Genomic DNA, 21,872 nt, shown 5'->3' with positions numbered 1-21,872 from the left:
CAAAATGTACCTATTCTTTGTGTGGTATATTTTGTCTCACCTCTTTAGGCGGTGATTCCTCAGCAAAAGTATCACTTTCACTAGATACTGTATTTATATACAGTTCATTTTCATCTTGGGTAATTCCGGCACTTTTTTCGGCGTTTGGTTCTGAGTCTTCAACTACCTCAGATGCGATATCGTCAGCGTTAAGTTCAGATCCTTGCGCCGTTTCAGCGTCTGGTTCTTCTTCCACTTTTTCTTTAACCCAATCACGCAGCGTCTCTGCGACGTCTTTAGAAAGTGACTTTAAGTTACTGTAATCATCATCGTAATCGTCTAGGCCATCACGCACGTTAAATTCTTCGGACAAGAACATTTTGCGCAGCGCGGCTTTCTTAACACTTTCTGAAGCTTCAGAAACCAGCAGTTGCGCCACAGACATTTCTTCGGGCTTTTCAGTCTCTACACTCGCGGTAATGTCTGGTGACTGACTAACCTCATTGACGTTCAAAGCGTCTGAGCTTTCGTCAGCGTTTGAAAGCGCTGTGACACAATCTTCGGATTGCTCCGTCTCTGCTATCGGCGTGATCTCTTCATCATGTTGGGAAGATTCTTCTAACTTACGTTTCGACCAACGGCTTAAAAAACTAGTTGCCATTTGCTCTGCCCGCTCCTTTGCGTTTCTTACGTCTTACTTCTAACAACTCACCGTGGCGACCAATAAAGGCTTCCATCCAAGCCTGAACGGCTAACGGCATATCGTTGGATAGTACAAGGTTGTCGCCATCCATATATTGCGCCGCGACAGATTGTGAAGCCGTTAGTAGCTGTATCGCTGGTTTTTCACTAGACTCGACGTTATCCATCACTAAAAAAAGTTTAGGTTGCTGAGAGCTTAAGTTAAAGCGGTAGTCTGTACGCTCGTCTTTGTGCAATTGCAACAGACAAACATCTGGAGTCTCTTCCGTCGGATTTAGCGCAAATCCCGTCAACTGCCATTGGGTTGTCACCCAAATCCCTGTACTGATCTCATGCTCAACAAGCTCTACGCCAATTGGCCATGCGTCTTCAGTCTTCTCGTAATTGTTCTCGAAATCTTTCTTATCCGACATAACTCACCCAGTTTTTCTATTTTGGTCTGAAAACTCACAGGACATTTTGACCTTGGCTTTAACCATTTCATCGCTACAAAGCAATAACCGCGCCAAATCAATCCTATACACAGCGCTATACTCAAGTACCAAAGTAGTTGAAACTCAAATTTATTGATGTGTCATTACTGCGATATCGCAGTTTTAATGCATTGTTGACATAAAACCTCGCAATTTTTATGGGAACCGCTATTTTGGAACGAGATTTGCTTTGCTAACCACTTAGCAAGCTAAATGCGTAGCAACCTAACGCTCTTAATCACTAGGACACGACTGTGCTGAAACCAAATATTATTAAAACCAGTGAAAATCCCCTGCAAACCATTGAAGTCGATGTGTACGACGAGTACGGCGAAAAGCTCACGAAGCAAATCGCTTGCGAGCGTCCTCTTACGGTCATGCTGAACTGGAAAGAAGTGGTCACGCTCATGACGCTAGGTTCGCGTCCAGAAGCGCTAGTACTGGGTTATTTAAAAAACCAAAGCTTCCTGTCTGATCCAGCAGCGATTGAATCCGTTATTATTGACTGGGAAACGCATTCCGCAGCGGTGATTACTAAAGAAAATACCGAACATTTAGAAGGCGCTCTGAAAAAGAAAACCGTCACATCTGGCTGTGGTCAAGGCACCATGTATGGCAACGTGATGAAACAACTTGAGAACTACCAAGTGCCTCAAGTTCCGCTTAAGCAATCAGAAATCTACTCCGCACTAGAAGCGCTGACTCATTACAACGACACCTACAAAAAAGCGGGCGCGGTGCATGGCTGTGCGGTTTGCAAAGGCAATGAGGTATTGTCATTTGTGGAAGATGTCGGCCGTCACAACGCAGTGGATACGCTTGCAGGTGAGATGTGGCTCAAAGAAGAGACAGGTGAAGATAAAATTTTCTACACAACAGGTCGCCTTACATCAGAGATGGTGATTAAAGTAGCTCAAATGGGCATTCCTGTTCTACTTTCTCGCTCTGGCGTTACTCAAATGGGGTTAGATCTAGCGAAGCAATTTGGCATTACGACCATTGCGCGTGCGAAAGGTTTGCGATTCCAAGTATTTACCGGAGCGGACAAGATTGAGTTTGATGTGAAAGGCGAAAGCGCATCTCGTTAACGAGAACACATTACAAAACCGCCGATTAGTGTAAACTTATAACGATTGGGATAAGTAAATCATCACGTTATGAAGGCTTAACTAAGCGATATAAGCCAGAAATAGCAACGTTTGTTGTAACAATAACAACACTTGTTTTAATTGATGCTAACTACAGCTCATTCACAAAGGATGTGAACTATGGACAATGACCAACTGTGGAATTTTTTGCTCACGCCCAGTGGCATTATGCTCTCAATGATCATTACATTTGGTGTCGTCGGCATATATGCGTATCTAACCGGTCAGTTTAAGGATTAAGACCAATTAAAAAAGCCTCGTTAAATAGCGAGGCTTTTACTTTTCAAGCGCTGTATGAGTAATTACGCGTCAACGCCACGAGATTTCAAGAACTCAGAGTAAGTACCTTTGAAGTCTGAAATCTTGCCATCGCGAATTTCGATAATACGTGTTGCTAGCGAGTCTACGAACACACGGTCATGAGATACGAAGAACAACGTGCCTTTGTATTGCTCAAGCGCAGTGTTCAAAGATTCGATCGATTCCATATCCATGTGGTTGGTTGGTTCGTCCATTAGCAACATGTTTGGCTTGTGCATCATCAGCTTGCCAAGCAGCATACGACCTTGCTCACCACCAGACAGCACTTTTACTGACTTCTTAATGTCGTCTTGACCAAACAGCATACGACCTAGGAAACCACGAACTACTTGCTCGTCGTCGCCCTCTTGACGCCATTGACCCATCCAATCCGTTAGATTCATGTCTTCTGCAAACTCATGCGCGTGGTCTTGCGCGTAGTAACCGATGTTTGCATTTTCAGACCATTTGAACTCACCCGCACGAGGTTCAAGTACACCAGCAAGCGTGTTTAGAAGAGTTGTTTTACCCACACCGTTCTCACCGATGATCGCAACGCGCTCACCCACTTCAAAAATTGCATTGAAGTCTGAGAACAAGTCCTCTTCAAAACCTTGGCTGAGGTTTTCAACAATCAGAGCGTTACGGAACAGTTCTTTCGACTGTTCGAAACGAATGAATGGGTTTTGACGGCTAGACGCTTTAACTTCGTCCAGTTTAATCTTGTCAATTTGCTTCGCACGAGACGTAGCTTGTTTTGCTTTCGATGCGTTTGCAGAGAAACGCGCCACGAAAGTTTGTAGCTCAGCGATTTGAGCTTTCTTCTTCGCGTTGTCGCTAAGTAGACGTTCGCGAGCTTGAGAAGCCGCGGTCATGTACTCGTCGTAGTTACCAGGGTAAACACGTAGTTCACCGTAATCCAAGTCAGCCATGTGCGTACATACTGAGTTTAGGAAGTGACGGTCGTGCGAGATGATGATCATCGTGCAGTTACGCGCGTTTAGCGTGTCTTCCAACCAACGGATTGTATCCATGTCCAAGTTGTTGGTTGGTTCGTCAAGTAACATGATGTCTGGGTCAGCAAACAGGATTTGCGCTAGAAGCACACGCAGTTTCCAACCTGGAGCCACTTCGCTCATCAAACCGAAGTGTTGTTCCATTGGGATGCCTACAGCAAGAAGCAGTTCACCCGCTTTTGCTTCTGCCATGTAGCCGTCCATTTCCGCGAATTGAACTTCAAGGTCAGCCACTTTCATGCCGTCTTCTTCGCTCATTTCTGGCAAAGAGTAAATACGGTCACGCTCTTGCTTTACTTCCCAAAGCTCTTTGTGACCCATGATTACCGTGTCGATAACCGTGAATTCTTCGTAAGCGAACTGATCCTGGTTTAGCTTTGCAACGCGCTCGTTTGGATCGTAGCTTACGTTACCGCCTGTTGGCTCAAGCTCACCGCTTAAGATCTTCATAAAGGTTGATTTACCACAACCGTTAGCCCCGATTAAGCCGTAGCGGTTACCTTCGCCAAACTTAACTGAGATGTTTTCAAATAACGGCTTAGCGCCAAATTGTTGAGTGATATTCGCTGTGGAGATCAAAACCTTTACCTTAGCAATTTAAGTGTATTGAGAAAAAACCGGGCAACGGTACTGCTTCAAGCTACATACTTCAAGTTTTGTTTTTATTAATTAATGGGAAATATGTTTCGTTACCTGTGTTTTTCTGTACGAAAAGGCGAAAAATCCATGTCATTTGTCGTACTTAAAGTCGCAACGAAGGATAAGATGAGTAGATAAGAAAAAGGCCAGTTTTCACTGACCTTTTTTGATGGAACTGGCGTTGGTTTACGTTACGCGATGTTCGTCACTTCCAGCAGTAGCTCGGCTTTCTTCGGTAAATAGATGCTGAATGTACTTCCTTTACCCCACTCCGATTCGGCTTTCAGCTCGCCACCGGTTTGACTGAGAATACTTTGCGAAACCGACAAGCCTAATCCGGTGCCGTCGCGTTTCGTCGTGTAAAACGGTGAGAAAATTCGATTTAAGTTTTCTGGTTTGATACCACAACCATCGTCGATAACATGAATCGCCGCGCCCTTTATTTCACCTTCTTCAATCCAATCTTCACTCATTACGATCAGTTTTCCTTTACCGTTCATCGCGTGAATGGCATTCATTTGCAGGTTAACCAAAATTTGTAGCAAGTGATGGCGATTAATTTCGACTGGCGTATGCGCTTGTAAATCGGTAATAAATTCGACGTCGCGCTTCTTAGTACCGGTTTTGACCAATGTGATGCTCTCATCAATGATAGGGTTGACATGTTGCCAAGTGATTTCATCTTGAACACCGCCTTGGCGACTGTATTGCAATAAACTGCGAGTGATATTGCGGATACGGTCAATTTGCGCGTGAATTGCATCAATTTCTTCTTGAACTCGATTCGCATCTTCACCCAACTCAAAGTGAATCAACTCAACGTTACCAAGAATTACCGCAGTTGGATTATTGATTTCGTGTGCAATCCCAGCGGTCAGCTCACCGAGCGCCGCCAGTTTTTCATGCACTACCAACTTATCGCGGGTTTGGTTGAGCAACTGAATGTGAAGTTCGAGCTCCTCAGTTTTTTCTCGCAAGCTAGCCGTTCGCTCTTGAACTTTACACTCCAACTGAGCTGCAGCATTTTTGAGTTCGATTTTGCGATCTTCCAAGGCGTCAAGCATATTGTCGAACTGCCTAGCCAGCTGCGCCAACTCATGATGATCATCCAGCCCCAGCGGACCAATACGTTTCTCTTTGCCAAGTTGAACGAGCTTAACGACTTTATGAATGCGCTCTATTGGTCGGAACAAATCACGCGAACCGCGATAGACCATCACGCCAGAAACCAGTAATAGCATTAAGGTAATAAGGCTGATTTCGGCGATGTTGGTCATGTACGCTTTCACAAATGGCCACATCAGGTAGCCGGTATAAAGCATGCCAATGACGTTATCGTACTGGTCTTTGATTGGTTGATAAGCGGTGATGTACCACGCATCGTACACATACGCGCGGTCGACCCATTGCTGACCTTGAGAGAGCACTTGGTTATACACTTCTGCACTCACTCGCGTACCAATAGCGCGCCCTAGCCTATGGTCGCTGTCTAGAGGAACGTTGGTGCTCACACGCAAATCATCAAGAAACACGGTCAACGTACCCACAGGGCGAAGGCGGTCATTATCACTGAGATAAATGAGATCGCGGATTTGATCCACCAGTACAGTACTGTTGTTGAGGAGCAAACCACCATCAAGGAAGCCGATCAGATCGTTCGCTTGGCTGTATACCGGAATAACGGTACGGCTCACCAAGCCGCGCGCTTCCATTCCACCATCAGCCAGAATGGGCACTTCGGCCCGTTTGGCGAGTTCCGGATCGAGCTGTTCGAGTTCTTCCCGATTGAGTACATCAAAAAACGATTCGCGCTTGGTGAGATCCATAAAACGGAATTTGTTTTCCATCGAATTAACGCGTTGGAAAGAGAGAAAGTCTAGGGAGTAACGTTTTTTCTGTTCAGTAACCCACTTTTGTAGCTCGTCTTGTGGTGTCCCTTGATTGATTCGAGTTCGGAAGTCGTAGGAGTCAGCAAACGCTCGCACGTAATTGGCTTGCTTTTGTTGTAACAACGTCACGCTGTTATTTGCTACACCCAAACGCTCTGACACATCCAGCAGCGCGTTTTGCCACGTGTAATGGATAGACCAATAAATCGTAATACCGATCAGCGCTATCAACGTAAGGAAGATCGGTGCAGAGGTTAAAATCAATAAGCGATAACGCACCATGGTTTTAAAACGGTGCGTCCATTTCGACAATCCTTTGTGCTGCTGCCAGTTAGTCGGCATATCCCTCATCCTCAGAATCCCATTCTTTGTATTTGCGTTCTAACGTCTTGCGGGCAACGCCTAAGTCGCGCGCCGCTGCCGATTTATTGCCTTCATGCAAATTAACGACTTGTTTGATATGCGCTTTCTCGACTTCTTTTAAAGTCCAATTGTTTGGGTAGCCTTCGCCAGTAAATTCTTTGCCTTCTCTAAAAGTTGGTAACTCGGCGGAGTGAGAAACGGTAATCGATACATTAGGCAGAGAATGACCACCGTTCAGCTCTCGCCAGTAATGCGCTGGTGGCTTACCAAGCAAAATGCAGCGCTCGATGAGGTTCTTCAGCTCACGAATGTTGCCCGGCCAATCGTATTCACTCATGGCTTCCATGTCTTCGTGCGCCCATTTTGGCGCAGGCATACCGAGCTCGCGCGTCAGCATGTTGCTGAAAAATGGCACTAACTCAAATAAGTCGGTTTTGCGCTCTCGCAGCGGACACACTTCAATTTTCAGAACGTTTAAACGGTAATACAGGTCACTGCGGAAATTGCCTTGGTTGACCTCTTCTTGCAGATTACGGTTGGTTGCCGCCACGATACGGACATCAATGCTGATCTCTCTTTCTGAACCGACAGGACGAATTGTACGCTGCTCTAACACACGCAATAATGATGCCTGCATGGAAAGCGGCATTTCTCCAATTTCATCAAGGAATAAAGTGCCACCATTCGCTACGCGGAACAAACCTTCGCGTGACTTTTTCGCTCCAGTAAACGCACCTGATGTGTGACCAAATAACTCACTTTCGAGTAGCTCTGGCGCAATCGCCCCACAGTTGATAGGCACAAATGGGCCCGTTCGCCCACTTGCTTGGTGAATGCCTCGCGCGACCAACTCTTTGCCCGTACCTGATTCGCCTTCAACCAATACTGAGGCACGTGATGGAGCAAACTGTGTGATAAGTTGTTTGAGCTGACGCGTTTTTTCCGAACCACCAATGATCTCGGAAGTATTGTGACGCTGATAATCACGCTTCATGGCGTACTGCATGCGCTCGTTCAAACGGCGATCCATACAGCGGCTGACCGCTTTTAGCATCTGCTCAAGGTTGAATGGTTTGAGGATAAAGTCGGAAGCTCCGAGCTGCAGCGCTCGAATGGCAATTTCTAGATCCGCATAACCCGTCATGAAAATCACATCGGCGCGTTTTTCATCATCTTCAAACGCTTCTTCCCACTCAATCCCAGAACGCCCCGGCAGATTAATATCCAGCAAAATCAAATCATAATGGCGAGAATTGCGCAGTTGTTCTGCTTCTTCGATGCTGCCAGCGGTGTCGACATGTGAGAAAAGCTTTCCCAATGCCTTTTTTAAAATGGCTTGCATGCCCAATTCATCATCAACGACCAGTACGGAAAAGGCGTTATATTGTTGGTTTGTACTAATATGGGATTGAGTAGACATATTTACCCCAGATGGATTCGGATGGGACAGAGTGTACCAAGTTTGAAACGATATACCCTACAAAAAGTGCGACATTTTGTACCAACGCAAACTTTTGTGCAAATAACTCCATGAATCCGCGCATAAATCAAACATTTTTGGCTTGTAAAATGTTGGCATCTTGTTTGCTATAAGGGGTATCAAAGTGATCTCAGGATGTTGGAGAACTTGCTATTCCAACACCCTAAGGCAACTTGTGATTTGAGCAATCAAGATCGCTCCGGAGACTTCGCTGTCACCTAGACGGATAGAAGCCAAAGAATCATTGGAAAGGAAACACATAAAAATGAAAAAAATTGCGCTAACATTGGCCGCAACGTCAATCACGCTTGTAAGCTACTCTGCATTTTCTGCTCAAGACGCTGAACACGTCCGCCTAGCAACTACAACCAGTACTTACCACTCGGGCTTGCTTGACTACCTACTTCCACAATTTGAAAAAGACACTGGCTACAAAGTCGATGTTATTGCCGCCGGTACTGGCAAAGCGTTAAAAATGGGCGAAAACGGTGACGTAGATTTGGTGATGACTCACGCACCAAAAGCCGAAGGCACATTCGTTGAGAAAGGCTACGGCGTTCTACCTCGTAAACTGATGTACAACGACTTTGTGATTGTTGGCCCTAAAGCAGACCCAGCAAAAATCAAAGATGACGAAAGCGTGTTAGATGTGTTCAAAGAGATCGCGAACAAAAACGCAACGTTCATCTCTCGCGGCGATGATTCTGGTACGCACAAAAAAGAAATGGGCTTTTGGGCTCAAACTAAAATCGAACCAAACTTTGGTGGCTACCGCAGCGTAGGTCAAGGTATGGGCCCAACTCTAAACATGGCGTCTGAAATGCAAGGCTACACAATGTCAGACCGCGGTACATGGTTGGCTTACCAAAACAAATTGGATCTAGAAATTCTGTTCCAAGGCGATGAAAAACTGTTTAACCCGTACCAAGTTATTCTTGTTAACCCTGAGCGCTACCCAACAATCAACTACCAAGGCGCAAAAGCTTTCAGTGATTGGTTGGTGAACCCTCGCGGTCAGGAACTTATCAATGGTTTCCGCCTGAACGGTAAACAACTGTTTGTTGCGAATGCTGAGAGCAAATAACGCAATATGAATCTTGCTGATACAACACTGGAAGCGCTTCGCTTGCTGGTGAATTTTGATGCAGACCTATGGGAGATCGTCGCGGTCTCCTTTAGTGTTTCTATCACGGCAATATCCTTAGTTGTATTGCCGGCTATTTTGATGTCCTTTGTACTGGCGTATACCGACTTTCGCGGCAAATGGTTTTTGCTGTCGATCGTGAATACGCTGCAAGCGGTTCCTACCGTCGTGATTGGTCTTTTGCTGTATATGTTGCTATCACGCGCTGGCCCTTGGGGAGACTGGCAAATGCTGTTCACTCAGAAGGCGATGATCTTCGGCCAAATGGTGATCTGCTTCCCTGTTTTGGTATCGATGATGCATGGTGCATTGCAATCTAGCGACCGTCGCGCAGTTGAAACCGCCATCACCCTAGGCGTCTCCATTCCGCGCGTGGCCGCTACGATGATTTGGGAAACCCGCTTTCCTCTACTCGCAGCTATCATTGCAGGGTTCTCACGTATCGTAACCGAGGTGGGCTGCTCAATGATGGTAGGCGGAAACATTATGGGCGTGACGCGCAATATTCCGACCGCTATCGCAATGGAAAGCAGCAAAGGTGCTTTTGCGCAAGGAGTTGCATTAGGAATTGTATTACTATCTTTAGCGTTGGCACTAAACTTCTTCTTATCAAGCATGAGAGGCAAAGGCTACCTCAGAACATAGAACATGAAGCAAACAAACGACTCACCATTAACCCCATGTAGAGGCGCATTATGACTATAAAAATCACCGCCGAGCAGTTATCCATGCGCTTTAAAGAGCGCGTGCTTTTCCACATCCCTGAGTTAGCCATCGGCCCAAATGATGCCATTTATCTCAAGGGTGACAATGGTGTGGGCAAAACTACCCTACTCAAAATCCTTGCTGGCTTGCTAAAACCTTCTACTGGCGATGTTGTTGCACCAAAAGATACGTGGCTGAAAAGACTGACGCGCCGAAACGGCCGTGTCGATGTGATTTATCTCCATCAATCTCCTTACCTTTTTGATGGCACTGTTTATGAGAACGTAGTCTATGGAGTGAAATATCAACAAGACACACCAAAAGATAAGCGCGCTCAAGTTATTCACGCACTACGCATGGTAGGTTTAGAAACATTAGCGGACGAACATATCTCCGTGTTGTCCGGCGGTGAAAAACAGCGTGTTGCCATGGCAAGAGCTTGGATCTTAAAACCGTCGATTTTATTGATGGATGAGCCAAGTGCGTCTTTAGACAAAGAGTCCATTGAACGATTGGTGGTGATGGCAAAAGATCTTTTGGATCGTGGTTCCAGTATCGTAGTGACAAGCCATCAAACCAACGCTCTGACCGACTTATGTAAAAAACAGTGGTGGATTAAAGACAAGACTTTGATAGAGTCTCCTCTGTTGTATGTCATACCAAAAGAAACATCCCAAGAGAATGCATATGCTTCAACCAACACAAACTAGTTGGGTCATTTTGGCTGGTGGCCAAGCCAGCCGTATGGGTGGAAAAGATAAAGGTCTGATTGAATTAAATCAGAAGCCACTCATCGAACACGTTATTGAACGTTTATCTCCACAAACACCACGCATTTTAATTAATGCCAATCGAAACCAAGATGCGTACAGCAAATTTGGTTTCGTATTTAGTGATCAATTCAAAGATTTCCCTGGACCTATGGGCGGTATTCACGCGGGTTTGGTGCATGCTGAAACTGACTGGGTCGGATTTGTACCTTGCGATAGTCCACAAATTAACACCGACCTTGTCGAGCGTTTCTGCCAGGCAGTCAAAGAAGACAGCGATATTTTGGTCGCTCATGATGGTGACCATCAGCAACCTGTTTTCACGCTCTACCACAAACGCGTACTGCCAAAACTCACCGCATTTTTAGAACGTGGCGACCGCAAAATCATTCTGCTCTACAAAGAGTGCAACACCAGTTACGTTGACTTTAGCGACTCACCAAACTGTTTCGTCAACTTGAACACCCCGGAAGAACTGGCGCAATTTGGACAATTAGAATCATGAAACACACGCTAAACATTCCTATTCTTGGTTTTGCAGCTTATTCAGGCACAGGCAAAACCACGCTACTTGAAGCCCTATTGCCAAAGCTGACTGAAGCAGGTTTACGCATTGGCATGCTAAAACATGCGCACCACAACTTCGATGTCGATAAGCCGGGTAAAGACAGCTACCGTTTACGCAAAGCCGGCGCGTCTCAAATGCTGATTGCTTCTCGCAACCGTTTTGCGTTAATGACAGAAACGCCAGAAGCCGAAGCGGAGTTTGAATACCTCTTAACTCGTTTTGATGAAGACAAGCTCGATGTGGTTTTGGTTGAAGGCTGTAAAAACATCGCGTTTCCTAAAATTGAATTGCACCGTGAAGAAGTGGGTAAACCTTGGCTTTACCCTCACGATGAAAACATCATTGCCATCGCTTCAGACAGTGCGGGGTTAGATTCTGAGCTCCCTCAAATGAACATCAATGATTTGGATGCCATCGCTCAATTTGTTCTTCAATACGTTCAAGATGCAAAAGCACCAAAATCTAAAGAGAAAGACGTCGCATGTTGCGACACACTTTCTCCGGCTTTCCTTTCTGTGGTTCAAGGCCAAGAAAAAATCCTTTCTTTGGTGAACACGGTTTCGGAAATAGAAGCATGCAAGATTGAAAACGCCTATGGCCGCGTTCTTGCGGAACATATCGTTTCACCAGTAAATGTGCCGCAATACACCAACTCCGCGATGGACGGTTATGCCATCCGCAGTGATGATGTTGACCGTGATAGCTACCAAGTGGTTGCTGAAGTGATGGCGGGCCATGCTTACGATCAGCCTCTTGAAGTTGGTCAAGCGGTGAAAATCATGACCGGCGCACCAACACCACTTAACGGCGACACAGTGGTCATGCGTGAGCAAGCCTCTCAAGAAGGTGACAAGGTCACCTTTGACGGTGCGAATATCAAAGCAGGCCAAAACGTTCGTCAAGCAGGTGAAGATCTCACTATCGGCAGTGACGTCTTTACCGCAGGCACTCGCCTAGCCTCTCCAGAAATGGGCATGATCGCTTCGCTTGGTTTTGGTGAAGCGAATGTGTTCCGCAAATTGAAAGTTGCCGTGTTCTCCACTGGTGACGAAGTACAAGCGCCGGGAACAGAGCAAAAAGCGAATTCTATCTACGATTCCAACCGTTTTACCATCATGGGCATGCTTGAAAAGCTCGGCTGCGAGATCTTGGATTTCGGCATTCTGGAAGACAACGAACAGTTAATGATTGAAGCGTTGGAAAACGCATCGGCGCAAGCGGACGTGGTTATGACTTCTGGTGGCGTATCCGTTGGTGATGCGGATTACATCAAACTTGCCTTGGATAAACTTGGTCAAATCGATTTTTGGCGAATCAACATGCGTCCGGGACGTCCACTAGCGTTTGGTCAAATCAACAACAAGCCGTTCTTTGGTCTGCCGGGCAACCCTGTTGCCGTGATGGTCTCTTTCATTAACTTTGTCGAGCCTGCACTGCGTAAGATGCAAGGCGAACAAGGCTGGAAGCCTCTGAAAGTGAATGCCATCGCGACTGAGAACCTTCGCTCTCGCCAAGGTCGTACCGAGTTTAGTCGAGGAATCTATGAACTGGATGACACTGGCTGTTTAACCGTTCGTACAACAGGCAAGCAAGGCTCTGGTATTTTGCGCTCAATGAGTGAAGCAAACTGTTTAATCGAAATCGCCCCAGCTATTGATACAGTAAAAGCGGGAGAAAGCGTGACAATCATCCCACTTCAAGGCAGAATCTAGCCCAAACTAGAAATTCAAAGGTCAGCGAGTCTGGCCTTTTTGTTTAATACAGAAACCTTTTCAGAGAGACAGCTATGGCTCGCACCATTCTTTACACTTACAAAGACCAAGACAAAGAACTGACGTTCTCATACCAGCAGCACCGCAACATTCAAGAAGCGGTTGCAGAAGCAGAAGGTATCGATATCACTGAGTTCCTAAAGATGGAGCAACAAATCGAAGCAGTGTCTGACACTAAAGCGGTGCGCAACTACCGCGATAACTACTTCAGAAAATTAGGCTTTAGTAAAATCACCCTAGCTCAAAAAGAAAACCTAGGCGTAGGCAAAAAGAACAAATAAGCTTAGCTGCAAACAGAAAACTCGCGATTCGTCGCGAGTTTTTTTATGCATGCTATTTTTGTTCGTGCTCTATACCCGAACATACAGAAGTTACTTGGGTATATGAGTTACTTCGATATATAAGTAAAAAGCCCCGCTTTACCTTGATGGTCTAAACGGGGCTTTAAATTTCTTCTTACTTTATATCGAGTAAGGTTTCAGTCACTACTTGATGTTTAGGAACGCAGCGCCACGTACACCACCTGAATCACCGTGTTTTGCTTTGATGATTTTCGGACACTTCGCGACAGAAAGCAGGTACTTAGGAATACGTTTTGGCATCTCTTCGTAAATCAATTCGAAGTTGGAAAGACCACCACCCAACACAACAACATGTGGGTCAGTCGCTGTAAAGATGTTTGCAAAACAGATAGCCAGCAACTCCATAAAACGCTCAACGTGCTCAACAGCTTTCGCCTCACCTTCTGCGTGCGCTTTAATGATGTCGATCGCTTTCTTCTCTTCACCGTAGTAATGGGCATAAAGAAGTTCGAAGCCTCGGCCAGAAAGGTAACTGTCTAAACAACCTTTCTTGTCACAACCACAGCCCAATAGAGGTGCGTTTTCGCCTAAGTGGAACCAAGCATCGATAGGTAAACGAGTATGGCCCACCTCACCTGCTACGTGGTTACGACCAGAGAAAACTTTACCATCGTAGATAAAACCACCACCAAAACCAGTACCTAGGATCAAACCAAGTACAGAAGGTTCATCTTGAAGCTCTTCGTCCCATGCTTCTGATAGCGCAAAACAGTTCGCATCGTTTTCAATCTTTACGCTGCGACCGATTTTCGCTTCAAGATCCGCTCGCAATGGTTTGCCTTTCGCCGCAGGAACGTTAACTGTTAATACCGTTGCATCGTCCGCATCTTCCATGCCAGGTAGACCAAGACCAATGGTGCCTTCGCAACCAAACTTTGCATCGTATTTGTTAACCAATTCCGCAATGGTATCAACCAGCAGCTCGTAGTTGTCTGTTGGTGTAGGTACACGTTCCGTCGCTACACGCTCAAGCTTCTCGTTAAATGCACCAAATTCAATTTTAGTGCCGCCGACATCAAAGCCGTAATACATGTATTTCTCTCCTAAAAAATGCTTAAACGACTCCCAAAATGGCTGGAGTCAAAAGTATAAACTAGTGGCATTATCCATATCTGTACGCCTGCAAACCGTGACCGAATGCAGATTTATCCCCTCGCTGAAGTCAGTTGAACAACATGCCATCAACAAAAGTTCATTCCTTAGAGTCAGCTCTCGGTTTTCACCCACTCTTTGAAACGTTTCAAATGCGGTCGATTAGGATCGTTTTTGACTCGGGTCTTGGTTAGCATGTAGGTTTCTCTAAAGGCTTCAAACCACAATTGAAGGCATTCCGATGCTTTGTTCTCCCCGGCTTGTTTCAAAACTAAAGTCGCGACTTCAGCTGTCGAAAGATGCTGCTCGTTCTCAGAACGGCGCATGATGTATTCTGATAAACACTCCGGCTCGATAGATAGGACTGGTAGAGACTGTAAAAACTCAGAGCGACGGAAGATTTTTCGCGCCTCACGCCAACTACCATCGATAAAAATCAACAACCACTTTTTGCTATTACCATCAGTGCGATGTAAGTACTCAGCGTGTAATCCATCTAGCAATCGCTCAGGTTGATCAACGTAATCGGCAGGAAAGACAATGACAGGCTGGTAGTCATCGTTGGACAAAAGATCAAGCATCTCTTGTGAAGGTTCAGTGCGATTCCATTGATACACGTAAGTCTCTTTCACCGTATCAGCAATCAATCGGCCTGTATTGCTTGGCTTAAACACTTCGTTCTCAGACACAATCAGCATGCACGCGACATTGCTATCGATATCAGGTTGCAATTCACATAAACAATGCTGCTCTGAAACCTGACAGAATGGGCAGCGCTGAACTTTGCATCCACGAGCATTGAAAGGCTTCGTTGAGATGGATTGACGATACTGATATAAACGATGGAAAGCGTGGATTCTCATGAAGGAAATGCCAAATAAAAACGAGAGCGCGATTCTACTGGTATAACCGCTCGCTCACAAGGCGGCAGCGTTATTACTCTAAAGACCAAACATTGAAAGAATCTCACGTTAGTTAAGGTCTATTGCGACAAATGCGTAGAAGAAGGAAAGATCAGTGACTGAAAACACGTTTACCGACCCATCTTGGTTGCGACTTAGCTGTTTTATTGGCGTATTGTTGCTGTGTACTCTTTGGGAAAACAAGCTCCCAAGAAAGACGCTCACCGTCAAACGTTCCTTTCGCTGGTTAAACAACCTCTCTTTGGTCGCCCTAAACAGCGCGATCATTGCATTAGTGATGCCTATCGCTGCGTTTCAAGCTGCGGCCATTGCTCATGATCAGCAATGGGGACTATTCAATCTTCTGTCCCTGCCCGATTGGTTAAATGTGTTGCTTGCTGTGATTGTTCTCGATCTCATCATCTATGTTCAGCACTTGGTTTTTCATCGCGTTAAACCGCTATGGAAAATTCATCGTATGCACCATGCCGATTTGGATATCGATGTCACAACTGGCGCGCGTTTTCATCCAATTGAAATCATCATCTCGATGGTTGTCAAAATCGCCTCGGTATTCATTCTTGGTGTTTCACCTCTCGCGATTGTGGTTTTTGAGATCATTCTAAATGCGAGTGCAATGTTCAATCACAGTAACGCAAAACTTGCGTTATCTATCGATAAGAAACTGCGAAAAGTCATTGTGACACCAGACATGCACCGCGTGCACCATTCGGTGATTGTGAAGGAAACCCATTCGAACTTTGGTTTTTTCCTTTCCGTTTGGGATAGATGGTTTGGAACGTATCGTGCACAACCAGCGCTTGGACATAACGATGTCGTGATTGGCGTGCCTGAGATCAGGGAAGCGAGCGAGCAAAGATTGGATAAGCTGCTGACACAGCCTTTTCGTTATCGCGAAGGCAAGGGCAAGAATGATGATTAAAAGACAAACGTAGATGGAGTAACCAACAAAAAACAAATCACAGAGTTTATTATAGAGTTTTGGAGACCCCATCCACCGAAAGACTTGTCGAATTAACTTTCGACTAATTGGCGTTTTTTATTTAATTGCGTAATGCCAACAACCAAGCCTATGACGCCAAAAACAGCACAAACTAAAGCGCTAGTGTTGACGTGTTGCTGCGTTTCGAAGGAGCTGTACACAAAAGTGAGACTGAAGAAAATGGTGCCAAAACTCAAACCTGTTAACGCACTAAAACCGGCAAAACTCGCCAAGTCTTTAAAATCGTTCATAACGAATCCCTGTTGATAATCCTTAAATGTGTGAGTAGATAAAGTTAACGAAATATCTGACGCGATTGCTGGTGCTTTCGCGCATTCCAAAGCCAGATGGAAACGCCCAACGAAAAGCCCAAGAACAGCGTTTTCATTTGCAGAGCCACATTGTTGTCCAATATTTCTAATGTATAGTGAGCGTGTGAACTAAAAATAACGTTTGTCATCAAAATCAATAGCATCAACACCAAACCCACTCGGCGATGTTTCACTAATAAGTACACCGCTAACAAATCTAAAAGACCTAATGCGCTCCAATAAATGTTTAGCCAACGCGGAGCAAAATCGTAAGGCAAAAAGCCATCAACGATGTTGTCATACAGGTGAACCACGCCACCTATCGTCATAAAAAGGCATAAGAGAAACACTACGAATTTATCCATTATCGTTTCCTTATCTGAAAGAATGCGCAAAGCATATAGAAGTCAGTTAAACATTTGTAATCCCATAGCCATTTTTGAGATCGACAGTGCCTTTAAACCGTACACGAGGCGTGCGAAAGAGAGTAACGGATGCTCTCCCTTATCTATTCGCTTCTGATAGAAGCATAGTGTTTGCTTTGGCACTTCGCTCAAATCCGCTAGTTTTCCCTCGATATTAGGTGAGAAAGGTTGTCGGGCTCGCGATGATAAAGATATGTCACACTCAACACTCCTTCGCGATCTCAGACACAAAAACAAATTTTATCGACGGCGGAAAGATACAATCGTCCGAACATCTAAAGCCTCGTAGCCAGAATCCGTCGTCGAGATCCCGTAGATACAAACCACGAGGATAAGCTTTGTCATTCGAAAGCGGGGAAGACACCACAGTAAGGTACTCTCCCTTCGCCAAGTCAATTTCTTGTAAACGGAGGTATGGCGCAACAACTAAAGGGCAAGGTGATAGATTTTGTGTCGACGCCGCTTCAATCATTTCTCCAAGGGTCGCGCCAAAATAAAGTCCGAAGTCAAACGGTGTTTTTATCGTTAAAAAGAACGATTGAATCTCATCTGCGCACTCGACTTTGTCATCATCAAATAGTTGTTGGGCGAAGGCATTCAATTGAACACCTTTTTTACTCAGGTGCTTTAACAAGTGCTTCTTTGTTAAACCTCCAACTTGCAACCTCACTTACACCACCCCTTGGTCTATCAGTTTTCGAACTTTTTCCAGTGCGTGCTGAAAAACAGTATGCGCCTGTGAGGAAATATCGCTCCCTATATCGTGCCAAAAAAACGCAAAATCATGTCCGCCATCGTCTTTCGTATGAAACGTCCATGAATCCTCTAGGTCTGCACACTCACACAAAACAAAATGCCATGCTTGATTTTGAAAGCCACTGTCCCATGAACATAAATACCGAGCGGAGATAACGTGCGTAATCCCAGATTCTTCAGCCAGCTCCCGTTTTGCAGCCGTGATGTAACTTTCATCAAACGTCTCAACCGTTCCCTTGACGAGTTGAATACCCGCTAAGGGGTGCTGAAAAAGTAGGATCTCTTGGTTTTGCTTACGCAGAACGACGGGACAGACTTTATCGATCATAAAACCACTCCTCGTTGTCTAAACAGAAGACTTTGGCTTGCTCTGGATATAAAGGAATCGTATGAAGTTGATCTAAACGCACCCACTTTAAATGATACTGGTTAACGTCTGACTGTCTGGTTTGTTCCGGCCCTACCCCCAGTTTCACTTTTGAGCTCCCTACATAAGAAAGAAAATAGGTTTCTAAGCGACCTTGGTTTTCGATCTCAAAAACCTTTTGGACTCGATTGAGTTCCAATGAGGTTTCTTCCAGCGCTTCTCTTTTCGCAGCTTCAACAGGCTGCTCTCCAACCTCAACACTACCGCCTGGAAAAGCCCAATAATGTCTATCGTTTTGAAAACGCTGGATAAGCAAAAGTTCTTGCTGATGATTAACCAGTATAAGGCTGGCTCTTTGTAATAGTTGCATGATTCATTCCTTTGAATTCGGACAACATTCTAGCCATCTTGTTTTACCGACATAGCATTAACACCACGTAGTGATAACTCAGCCCTTAAGAAATGAGCAAGATGCGATATAGCTCACTTTTGCGATTTGAATAGCAATGAGAAGGTACGTAGAAGCAACAAAAAAGCAGAACCGAAGTTCTGCTTATAGAAGATAAAAACATGTCACTTAGGCGGACTGATGTAGCTCGTATTTATGCAACATCGCTTGTTGATGCCCTGCAATTTCTGCCACTTGTTCAGAGCTTTCAACCATGGATTCAAGTTGTAGCTTTGTACGCTCTCCAAGCTCGGAAATATTATTGATGGATTGAGACACATCCGCCGTCGCACGTTCTTGCTCTTCCGTGGCAACAGAGATCTGCTCAACACGCTCTTGAATATGCTTAACCGCGAGGTTGATGTCAGAGAACGTCGATTTCACTTCATTGCTGGAATGCAGCGCGTGGGTCATTTCTTCTCGCGAATCGTTTACCGCTTGGCGAGAACGCTCTGCCGCAGTAATAAGCTCGCTCATCATTTCACGAATATTGGTCGTTTGCTGGGAGGTATCCTTTGCCAGTTTACGGACTTCATCCGCGACAACCGCAAACCCGCGCCCTTGTTCACCTGCGCGAGCAGCTTCGATGGCCGCATTCAGCGCAAGTAAATTGGTGTTTTCCGCGATACCACTGATCATATCGACCATTTCACGAATCTGCTTAACACGCTGGTCTAGCTCTAACATTGATTGTTCATTCATATCCAAAGAGCTTTCTAACGATTCCAACCGCTTGCGGTTTTGCTCGACAACTTGGACACCTTTTTCGGTATGTCGTGTAGCAAGTAATGAATCTTCTGACGAAGCATTCGTTACTGTCGCAATTTCACGTATGGACGCCTCTAGCTGAGAAATCGTAGTCACCATGCTCGCCAACGCTTCGTTTTGCGTCGTTAGACCGTCATTGGTTTGCTCAGCTGCATCGTGGCTGATTTCTGCGGTTTGATAAAGCGTCTCACAGTTACGTGTAACCGTTTGGATAGAGTCGTGTGTTGAATCGATCACCTGATTCAATTTGCGTGCGACCTCTTTTAGCTCAAAGGGGCCCATCTCATCTGCTTTGGCACGAAAATCGTGGTCAGTTAATGCGGACAAACGTACCAGCACATTCTTCAAGCCTCGGTTTGTCCACGTTTTTAGCCCGAACCAAGAGACCAAAATAACCAGAGAGATAACACACGCCGCGACAAGAACCATCATGCTGACGCTGCCTATGGTGTTATTGACCATGGCTTCGCGTTCATCAATCAAGTTCGATGCCGACTGCGAAATGCTATCCAAGAGCCTCATGGTTTCATCAGCTAATAACGACGCTTGATGAAACTCACGCTGTTGTTGTTCGCTTTGGGCCAACTTGGCAAGAATGAGTTGCAAAATGCCCTCGTCGTCAAAGCCTGATTTCACCATCTCATAAGGCGCTGTCAAGCTGGCGTAGTCACTGACTTCAGGGTGTAGGGCTTTGAAATCTTCGTAAGCAAGGTTAATCCCCGCAATCCGATTTCGCATCTCCCGATATTCTTTCTCTGCTTTAGGTAAATCGGTATGCATCATCATTACAAGGAAAGTGCTTTCCATCGAACTCGCAGATGCAATAAAACGGTTTGCCGCGTCACTCGACTCAGGATCGTCCAGGCTTAAAAATGAGCTAATTCTGTTCATCTCTGGGCCGATGGAACTCAGTCCATAGCGAAAACCACCAACATTCGCATCGATGTGCCCTTGCATCTGAATCACTGCGGATTGCTTGAGTAAAATGGAGTTTGTGATTTGGTGCAACGTCTCCACTTTATCTTTTAACTCATTGGAAAGCTGTGGAGCGACTTCGGATGTTTTCTCGATCAGACCTTCTGTCTGTTTCGCCAGCGCTTCAATTTGCGCTTCTACAAGCGGCAACTCTTTCGCTTCCGTTACCTGCATTCCATAGTTGAGCAGTTTCACCATTTCCAACACATTTCTGGTCAGAGTCGCATTGGCCATCGCAATCGGTAATGCTTTTTGAGACAAATCTTCAAATTGTTCTCCAACCTGCCCCATTCCTTTGAAACTTGAGACAGAAAGGGCTATAACAAGTGCGATGATAGTTAAAAATGTTGCGCTGATAGTCTGAATCAGTGAAAGCGATGTGCGTGAGCGTTTGCGCGTTGCCATAATCAATTTTTATTCTTTCTTGAGGTTGAGTCGGCTTTGTCGTGAATCCGTCACACATGTGAGACAAAACCGTGATTTTCAGCCCATACTATGGATTGGTTATGACATTAATATTTCAGTTATGAGTCATACAGATGACAGGTGAAGATTTGCGTCGTATATATTTTCCTTTGATAATCAGTGCTCTACTTTCAGCTTGTTCGTCTGGCCCAGAGCCGAGTGAACAGGTTGAAGTAACTGTACCCACCAATCAGTTATTGTCTAATAACCCTGACTTGTTTCAGTTTTACAACGAGTGGCACGGCACGCCCTATCGACTTGGCGGAACGCAAAAATCTGGAATCGACTGCTCGGCTTTCGTTCAAAGAGCCTTTGTCGAAGCGTATCAACTCGCCCTACCAAGGACGACAAAGCAGCAATCCACACAAGGCGTTGAGCTGAGTTGGACGGATGCCAAACAAGGAGATTTGGTGTTTTTTAAAACTCGACGAAGCACCTACCACGTTGGAATCTACTTGGGGAACAAGCAGTTTATGCACGCATCTACGTCTAAAGGGGTAATTATTTCTAGAATAGACAACCCTTACTGGGCGTCCAAGTTTTGGCAAGTAAGAAGAGTTACCTTGTAACCCTTCTTATTGTTGGAATAGTGTTTAGCTGAATATTAGGGGGCATACTCGGCATTTGAACATTAGTCGTAAGTGGCGACTGCGGTATCAAATAGGTTTTTCACTAACGCAATGTATTCATCTAGAAAAGCAATCTGTTCGTTCGTTGCTTTCTTGCTCCACACACCCGCTAGCACTTCACCAAGGTCTTCTACAACGGCATCTGCTTCTTTTAGCAGTTTAAAACGTACGCTTGAGTGAAGTTCAGGGTTTTGCTCAAAGATCGCCATGATGTTTGAAGCAACCATGTCAGTAACCACATCTTCGATGCTTTCGGAACCTGTATCGCCAATTTCCGTTGTGAAAATATCTAGATTAAGCGACAAATGCTCAATGAGAGCGAGATACCCATCGGTTTCTACAACCACTGTTTTTCTCCGTTTATTGCAAGCCTTCGTAGCTGAAAGCGAATTAGTTTCAATAGTAAGACATGCCGAGAAAA

At 45.3% G+C, this 21,872-nt stretch carries 23 protein-coding genes; 9 read left to right on the top strand and 14 right to left on the bottom strand.

Annotation, left to right across the window (positions count from 1 at the left end):
- Positions 1 to 10: 10 nt before the first annotated feature.
- Together ACF8CV_RS13380 and ACF8CV_RS13375 are read right to left on the bottom strand one after the other, a co-directional pair.
- Positions 11 to 640, bottom strand: a complete 630-nt coding sequence (locus tag ACF8CV_RS13380) for a DUF3306 domain-containing protein (RefSeq protein WP_138938693.1) — start codon at positions 638 to 640, stop codon at positions 11 to 13.
- Positions 630 to 1,094 carry a DUF3305 domain-containing protein gene (locus ACF8CV_RS13375; protein ID WP_138938694.1) on the bottom strand — a complete coding sequence of 155 codons (465 nt, stop codon included), beginning with the start codon at positions 1,092 to 1,094 and terminating at the stop codon, positions 630 to 632. Before ACF8CV_RS13375 ends, ACF8CV_RS13380 begins: the two co-directional genes overlap by 11 nt.
- Before the next feature lie 314 nt (positions 1,095 to 1,408).
- Here ACF8CV_RS13375 and ACF8CV_RS13370 point away from each other — a divergent pair, with 314 nt between their 5' ends.
- Positions 1,409 to 2,242, top strand: a complete 834-nt coding sequence (locus ACF8CV_RS13370) for a formate dehydrogenase accessory sulfurtransferase FdhD (RefSeq protein WP_005396179.1) — start codon at positions 1,409 to 1,411, stop codon at positions 2,240 to 2,242.
- A 362-nt stretch (positions 2,243 to 2,604) separates the two neighbouring features.
- On the opposite strand, the gene ACF8CV_RS13365 is transcribed toward ACF8CV_RS13370, so the two are convergent.
- The 3 genes from ACF8CV_RS13365 to ACF8CV_RS13355 all read right to left on the bottom strand — a co-directional run bounded on the left by ACF8CV_RS13365 (position 2,605) and on the right by ACF8CV_RS13355 (position 7,929).
- Positions 2,605 to 4,197, bottom strand: coding sequence for an ABC-F family ATPase (locus ACF8CV_RS13365; RefSeq protein ID WP_005453913.1), 1,593 nt, complete (start codon positions 4,195 to 4,197; stop codon positions 2,605 to 2,607).
- 251 nt (positions 4,198 to 4,448) lie between these two features.
- Positions 4,449 to 6,488 (bottom strand): cache domain-containing protein, encoded by a 2,040-nt coding sequence (locus ACF8CV_RS13360; RefSeq protein ID WP_025503769.1) that lies wholly within the window; start codon positions 6,486 to 6,488, stop codon positions 4,449 to 4,451.
- A complete protein-coding gene (locus ACF8CV_RS13355; protein ID WP_005453875.1) occupies positions 6,478 to 7,929 on the bottom strand; it encodes a sigma-54 dependent transcriptional regulator in 1,452 nt (483 codons plus the stop codon). Before ACF8CV_RS13355 ends, ACF8CV_RS13360 begins: the two co-directional genes overlap by 11 nt.
- 325 nt (positions 7,930 to 8,254) lie before the next feature.
- Between ACF8CV_RS13355 and ACF8CV_RS13350 the strand changes: the two genes are divergently transcribed.
- The 6 genes from ACF8CV_RS13350 to ACF8CV_RS13325 all read left to right on the top strand — a co-directional run bounded on the left by ACF8CV_RS13350 (position 8,255) and on the right by ACF8CV_RS13325 (position 13,229).
- Entirely contained in the window at positions 8,255 to 9,073 is an 819-nt protein-coding gene (locus ACF8CV_RS13350; RefSeq protein WP_005479446.1) for a substrate-binding domain-containing protein, read from the top strand.
- Between the two features lie 6 nt (positions 9,074 to 9,079).
- A complete protein-coding gene (locus tag ACF8CV_RS13345; protein ID WP_005396188.1) occupies positions 9,080 to 9,778 on the top strand; it encodes an ABC transporter permease in 699 nt (232 codons plus the stop codon).
- Positions 9,779 to 9,828: 50 nt separating this feature from the next.
- Entirely contained in the window at positions 9,829 to 10,548 is a 720-nt protein-coding gene (locus tag ACF8CV_RS13340; protein WP_025522065.1) for an energy-coupling factor ABC transporter ATP-binding protein, read from the top strand.
- The gene (gene mobA / locus ACF8CV_RS13335; protein WP_025504675.1) at positions 10,526 to 11,113 is read left to right on the top strand and encodes a molybdenum cofactor guanylyltransferase MobA; all 588 of its coding nucleotides are present in this window, start codon (positions 10,526 to 10,528) and stop codon (positions 11,111 to 11,113) included. The genes ACF8CV_RS13340 and mobA overlap by 23 nt, the downstream gene beginning before the upstream one ends.
- Positions 11,110 to 12,888, top strand: a complete 1,779-nt coding sequence (locus tag ACF8CV_RS13330) for a bifunctional molybdopterin-guanine dinucleotide biosynthesis adaptor protein MobB/molybdopterin molybdotransferase MoeA (protein WP_138938695.1) — start codon at positions 11,110 to 11,112, stop codon at positions 12,886 to 12,888. Before mobA ends, ACF8CV_RS13330 begins: the two co-directional genes overlap by 4 nt.
- Before the next feature lie 74 nt (positions 12,889 to 12,962).
- Positions 12,963 to 13,229, top strand: a complete 267-nt coding sequence (locus tag ACF8CV_RS13325; protein WP_005377584.1) for a DUF2960 domain-containing protein — start codon at positions 12,963 to 12,965, stop codon at positions 13,227 to 13,229.
- A 204-nt stretch (positions 13,230 to 13,433) separates the two neighbouring features.
- Here the strand turns inward: ACF8CV_RS13325 and nagK are convergent, their stop codons facing one another.
- Positions 13,434 to 14,342 carry an N-acetylglucosamine kinase gene (gene nagK / locus ACF8CV_RS13320; RefSeq protein WP_023625024.1) on the bottom strand — a complete coding sequence of 303 codons (909 nt, stop codon included), beginning with the start codon at positions 14,340 to 14,342 and terminating at the stop codon, positions 13,434 to 13,436.
- Between the two features lie 173 nt (positions 14,343 to 14,515).
- The gene (locus ACF8CV_RS13315) at positions 14,516 to 15,265 is read right to left on the bottom strand and encodes a tRNA-uridine aminocarboxypropyltransferase (protein WP_083110760.1); all 750 of its coding nucleotides are present in this window, start codon (positions 15,263 to 15,265) and stop codon (positions 14,516 to 14,518) included.
- Between the two features lie 154 nt (positions 15,266 to 15,419).
- Between ACF8CV_RS13315 and ACF8CV_RS13310 the strand changes: the two genes are divergently transcribed.
- On the top strand, positions 15,420 to 16,247 hold the full coding sequence (locus tag ACF8CV_RS13310; protein ID WP_138938696.1) for a sterol desaturase family protein: 828 nt from the start codon (positions 15,420 to 15,422) through the stop codon (positions 16,245 to 16,247).
- A 92-nt stretch (positions 16,248 to 16,339) separates the two neighbouring features.
- On the opposite strand, the gene ACF8CV_RS13305 is transcribed toward ACF8CV_RS13310, so the two are convergent.
- The 6 genes from ACF8CV_RS13305 to ACF8CV_RS13280 form a co-directional block, all read right to left on the bottom strand.
- Positions 16,340 to 16,558 (bottom strand): hypothetical protein, encoded by a 219-nt coding sequence (locus ACF8CV_RS13305; protein ID WP_025588324.1) that lies wholly within the window; start codon positions 16,556 to 16,558, stop codon positions 16,340 to 16,342.
- Positions 16,559 to 16,602: 44 nt separating this feature from the next.
- Positions 16,603 to 16,983, bottom strand: a complete 381-nt coding sequence (locus ACF8CV_RS13300; RefSeq protein WP_005495070.1) for a hypothetical protein — start codon at positions 16,981 to 16,983, stop codon at positions 16,603 to 16,605.
- Positions 16,984 to 17,245: 262 nt separating this feature from the next.
- Positions 17,246 to 17,713, bottom strand: coding sequence for a hypothetical protein (locus ACF8CV_RS13295; protein ID WP_171056000.1), 468 nt, complete (start codon positions 17,711 to 17,713; stop codon positions 17,246 to 17,248).
- The gene (locus tag ACF8CV_RS13290) at positions 17,714 to 18,127 is read right to left on the bottom strand and encodes an NUDIX domain-containing protein (protein ID WP_025500062.1); all 414 of its coding nucleotides are present in this window, start codon (positions 18,125 to 18,127) and stop codon (positions 17,714 to 17,716) included.
- Entirely contained in the window at positions 18,117 to 18,536 is a 420-nt protein-coding gene (locus ACF8CV_RS13285; protein ID WP_025534427.1) for an NUDIX domain-containing protein, read from the bottom strand. Before ACF8CV_RS13285 ends, ACF8CV_RS13290 begins: the two co-directional genes overlap by 11 nt.
- A gap of 207 nt (positions 18,537 to 18,743) precedes the next feature.
- Positions 18,744 to 20,762 carry a methyl-accepting chemotaxis protein gene (locus ACF8CV_RS13280; RefSeq protein WP_392417229.1) on the bottom strand — a complete coding sequence of 673 codons (2,019 nt, stop codon included), beginning with the start codon at positions 20,760 to 20,762 and terminating at the stop codon, positions 18,744 to 18,746.
- A gap of 134 nt (positions 20,763 to 20,896) precedes the next feature.
- Here ACF8CV_RS13280 and ACF8CV_RS13275 point away from each other — a divergent pair, with 134 nt between their 5' ends.
- A complete protein-coding gene (locus tag ACF8CV_RS13275; RefSeq protein ID WP_015296721.1) occupies positions 20,897 to 21,391 on the top strand; it encodes an NlpC/P60 family protein in 495 nt (164 codons plus the stop codon).
- 62 nt (positions 21,392 to 21,453) lie between these two features.
- On the opposite strand, the gene ACF8CV_RS13270 is transcribed toward ACF8CV_RS13275, so the two are convergent.
- Positions 21,454 to 21,798 (bottom strand): DUF3802 family protein, encoded by a 345-nt coding sequence (locus ACF8CV_RS13270; RefSeq protein WP_005453925.1) that lies wholly within the window; start codon positions 21,796 to 21,798, stop codon positions 21,454 to 21,456.
- Between the last annotated feature and the right edge of the window lie 74 nt (positions 21,799 to 21,872).

The sequence above is a fragment of the Vibrio sp. zbq_1 genome (assembly GCF_043102935.1).
GTDB lineage: Bacteria > Pseudomonadota > Gammaproteobacteria > Enterobacterales > Vibrionaceae > Vibrio > Vibrio parahaemolyticus.
This window is presented reverse-complemented; position numbering and strand designations above follow the sequence as displayed.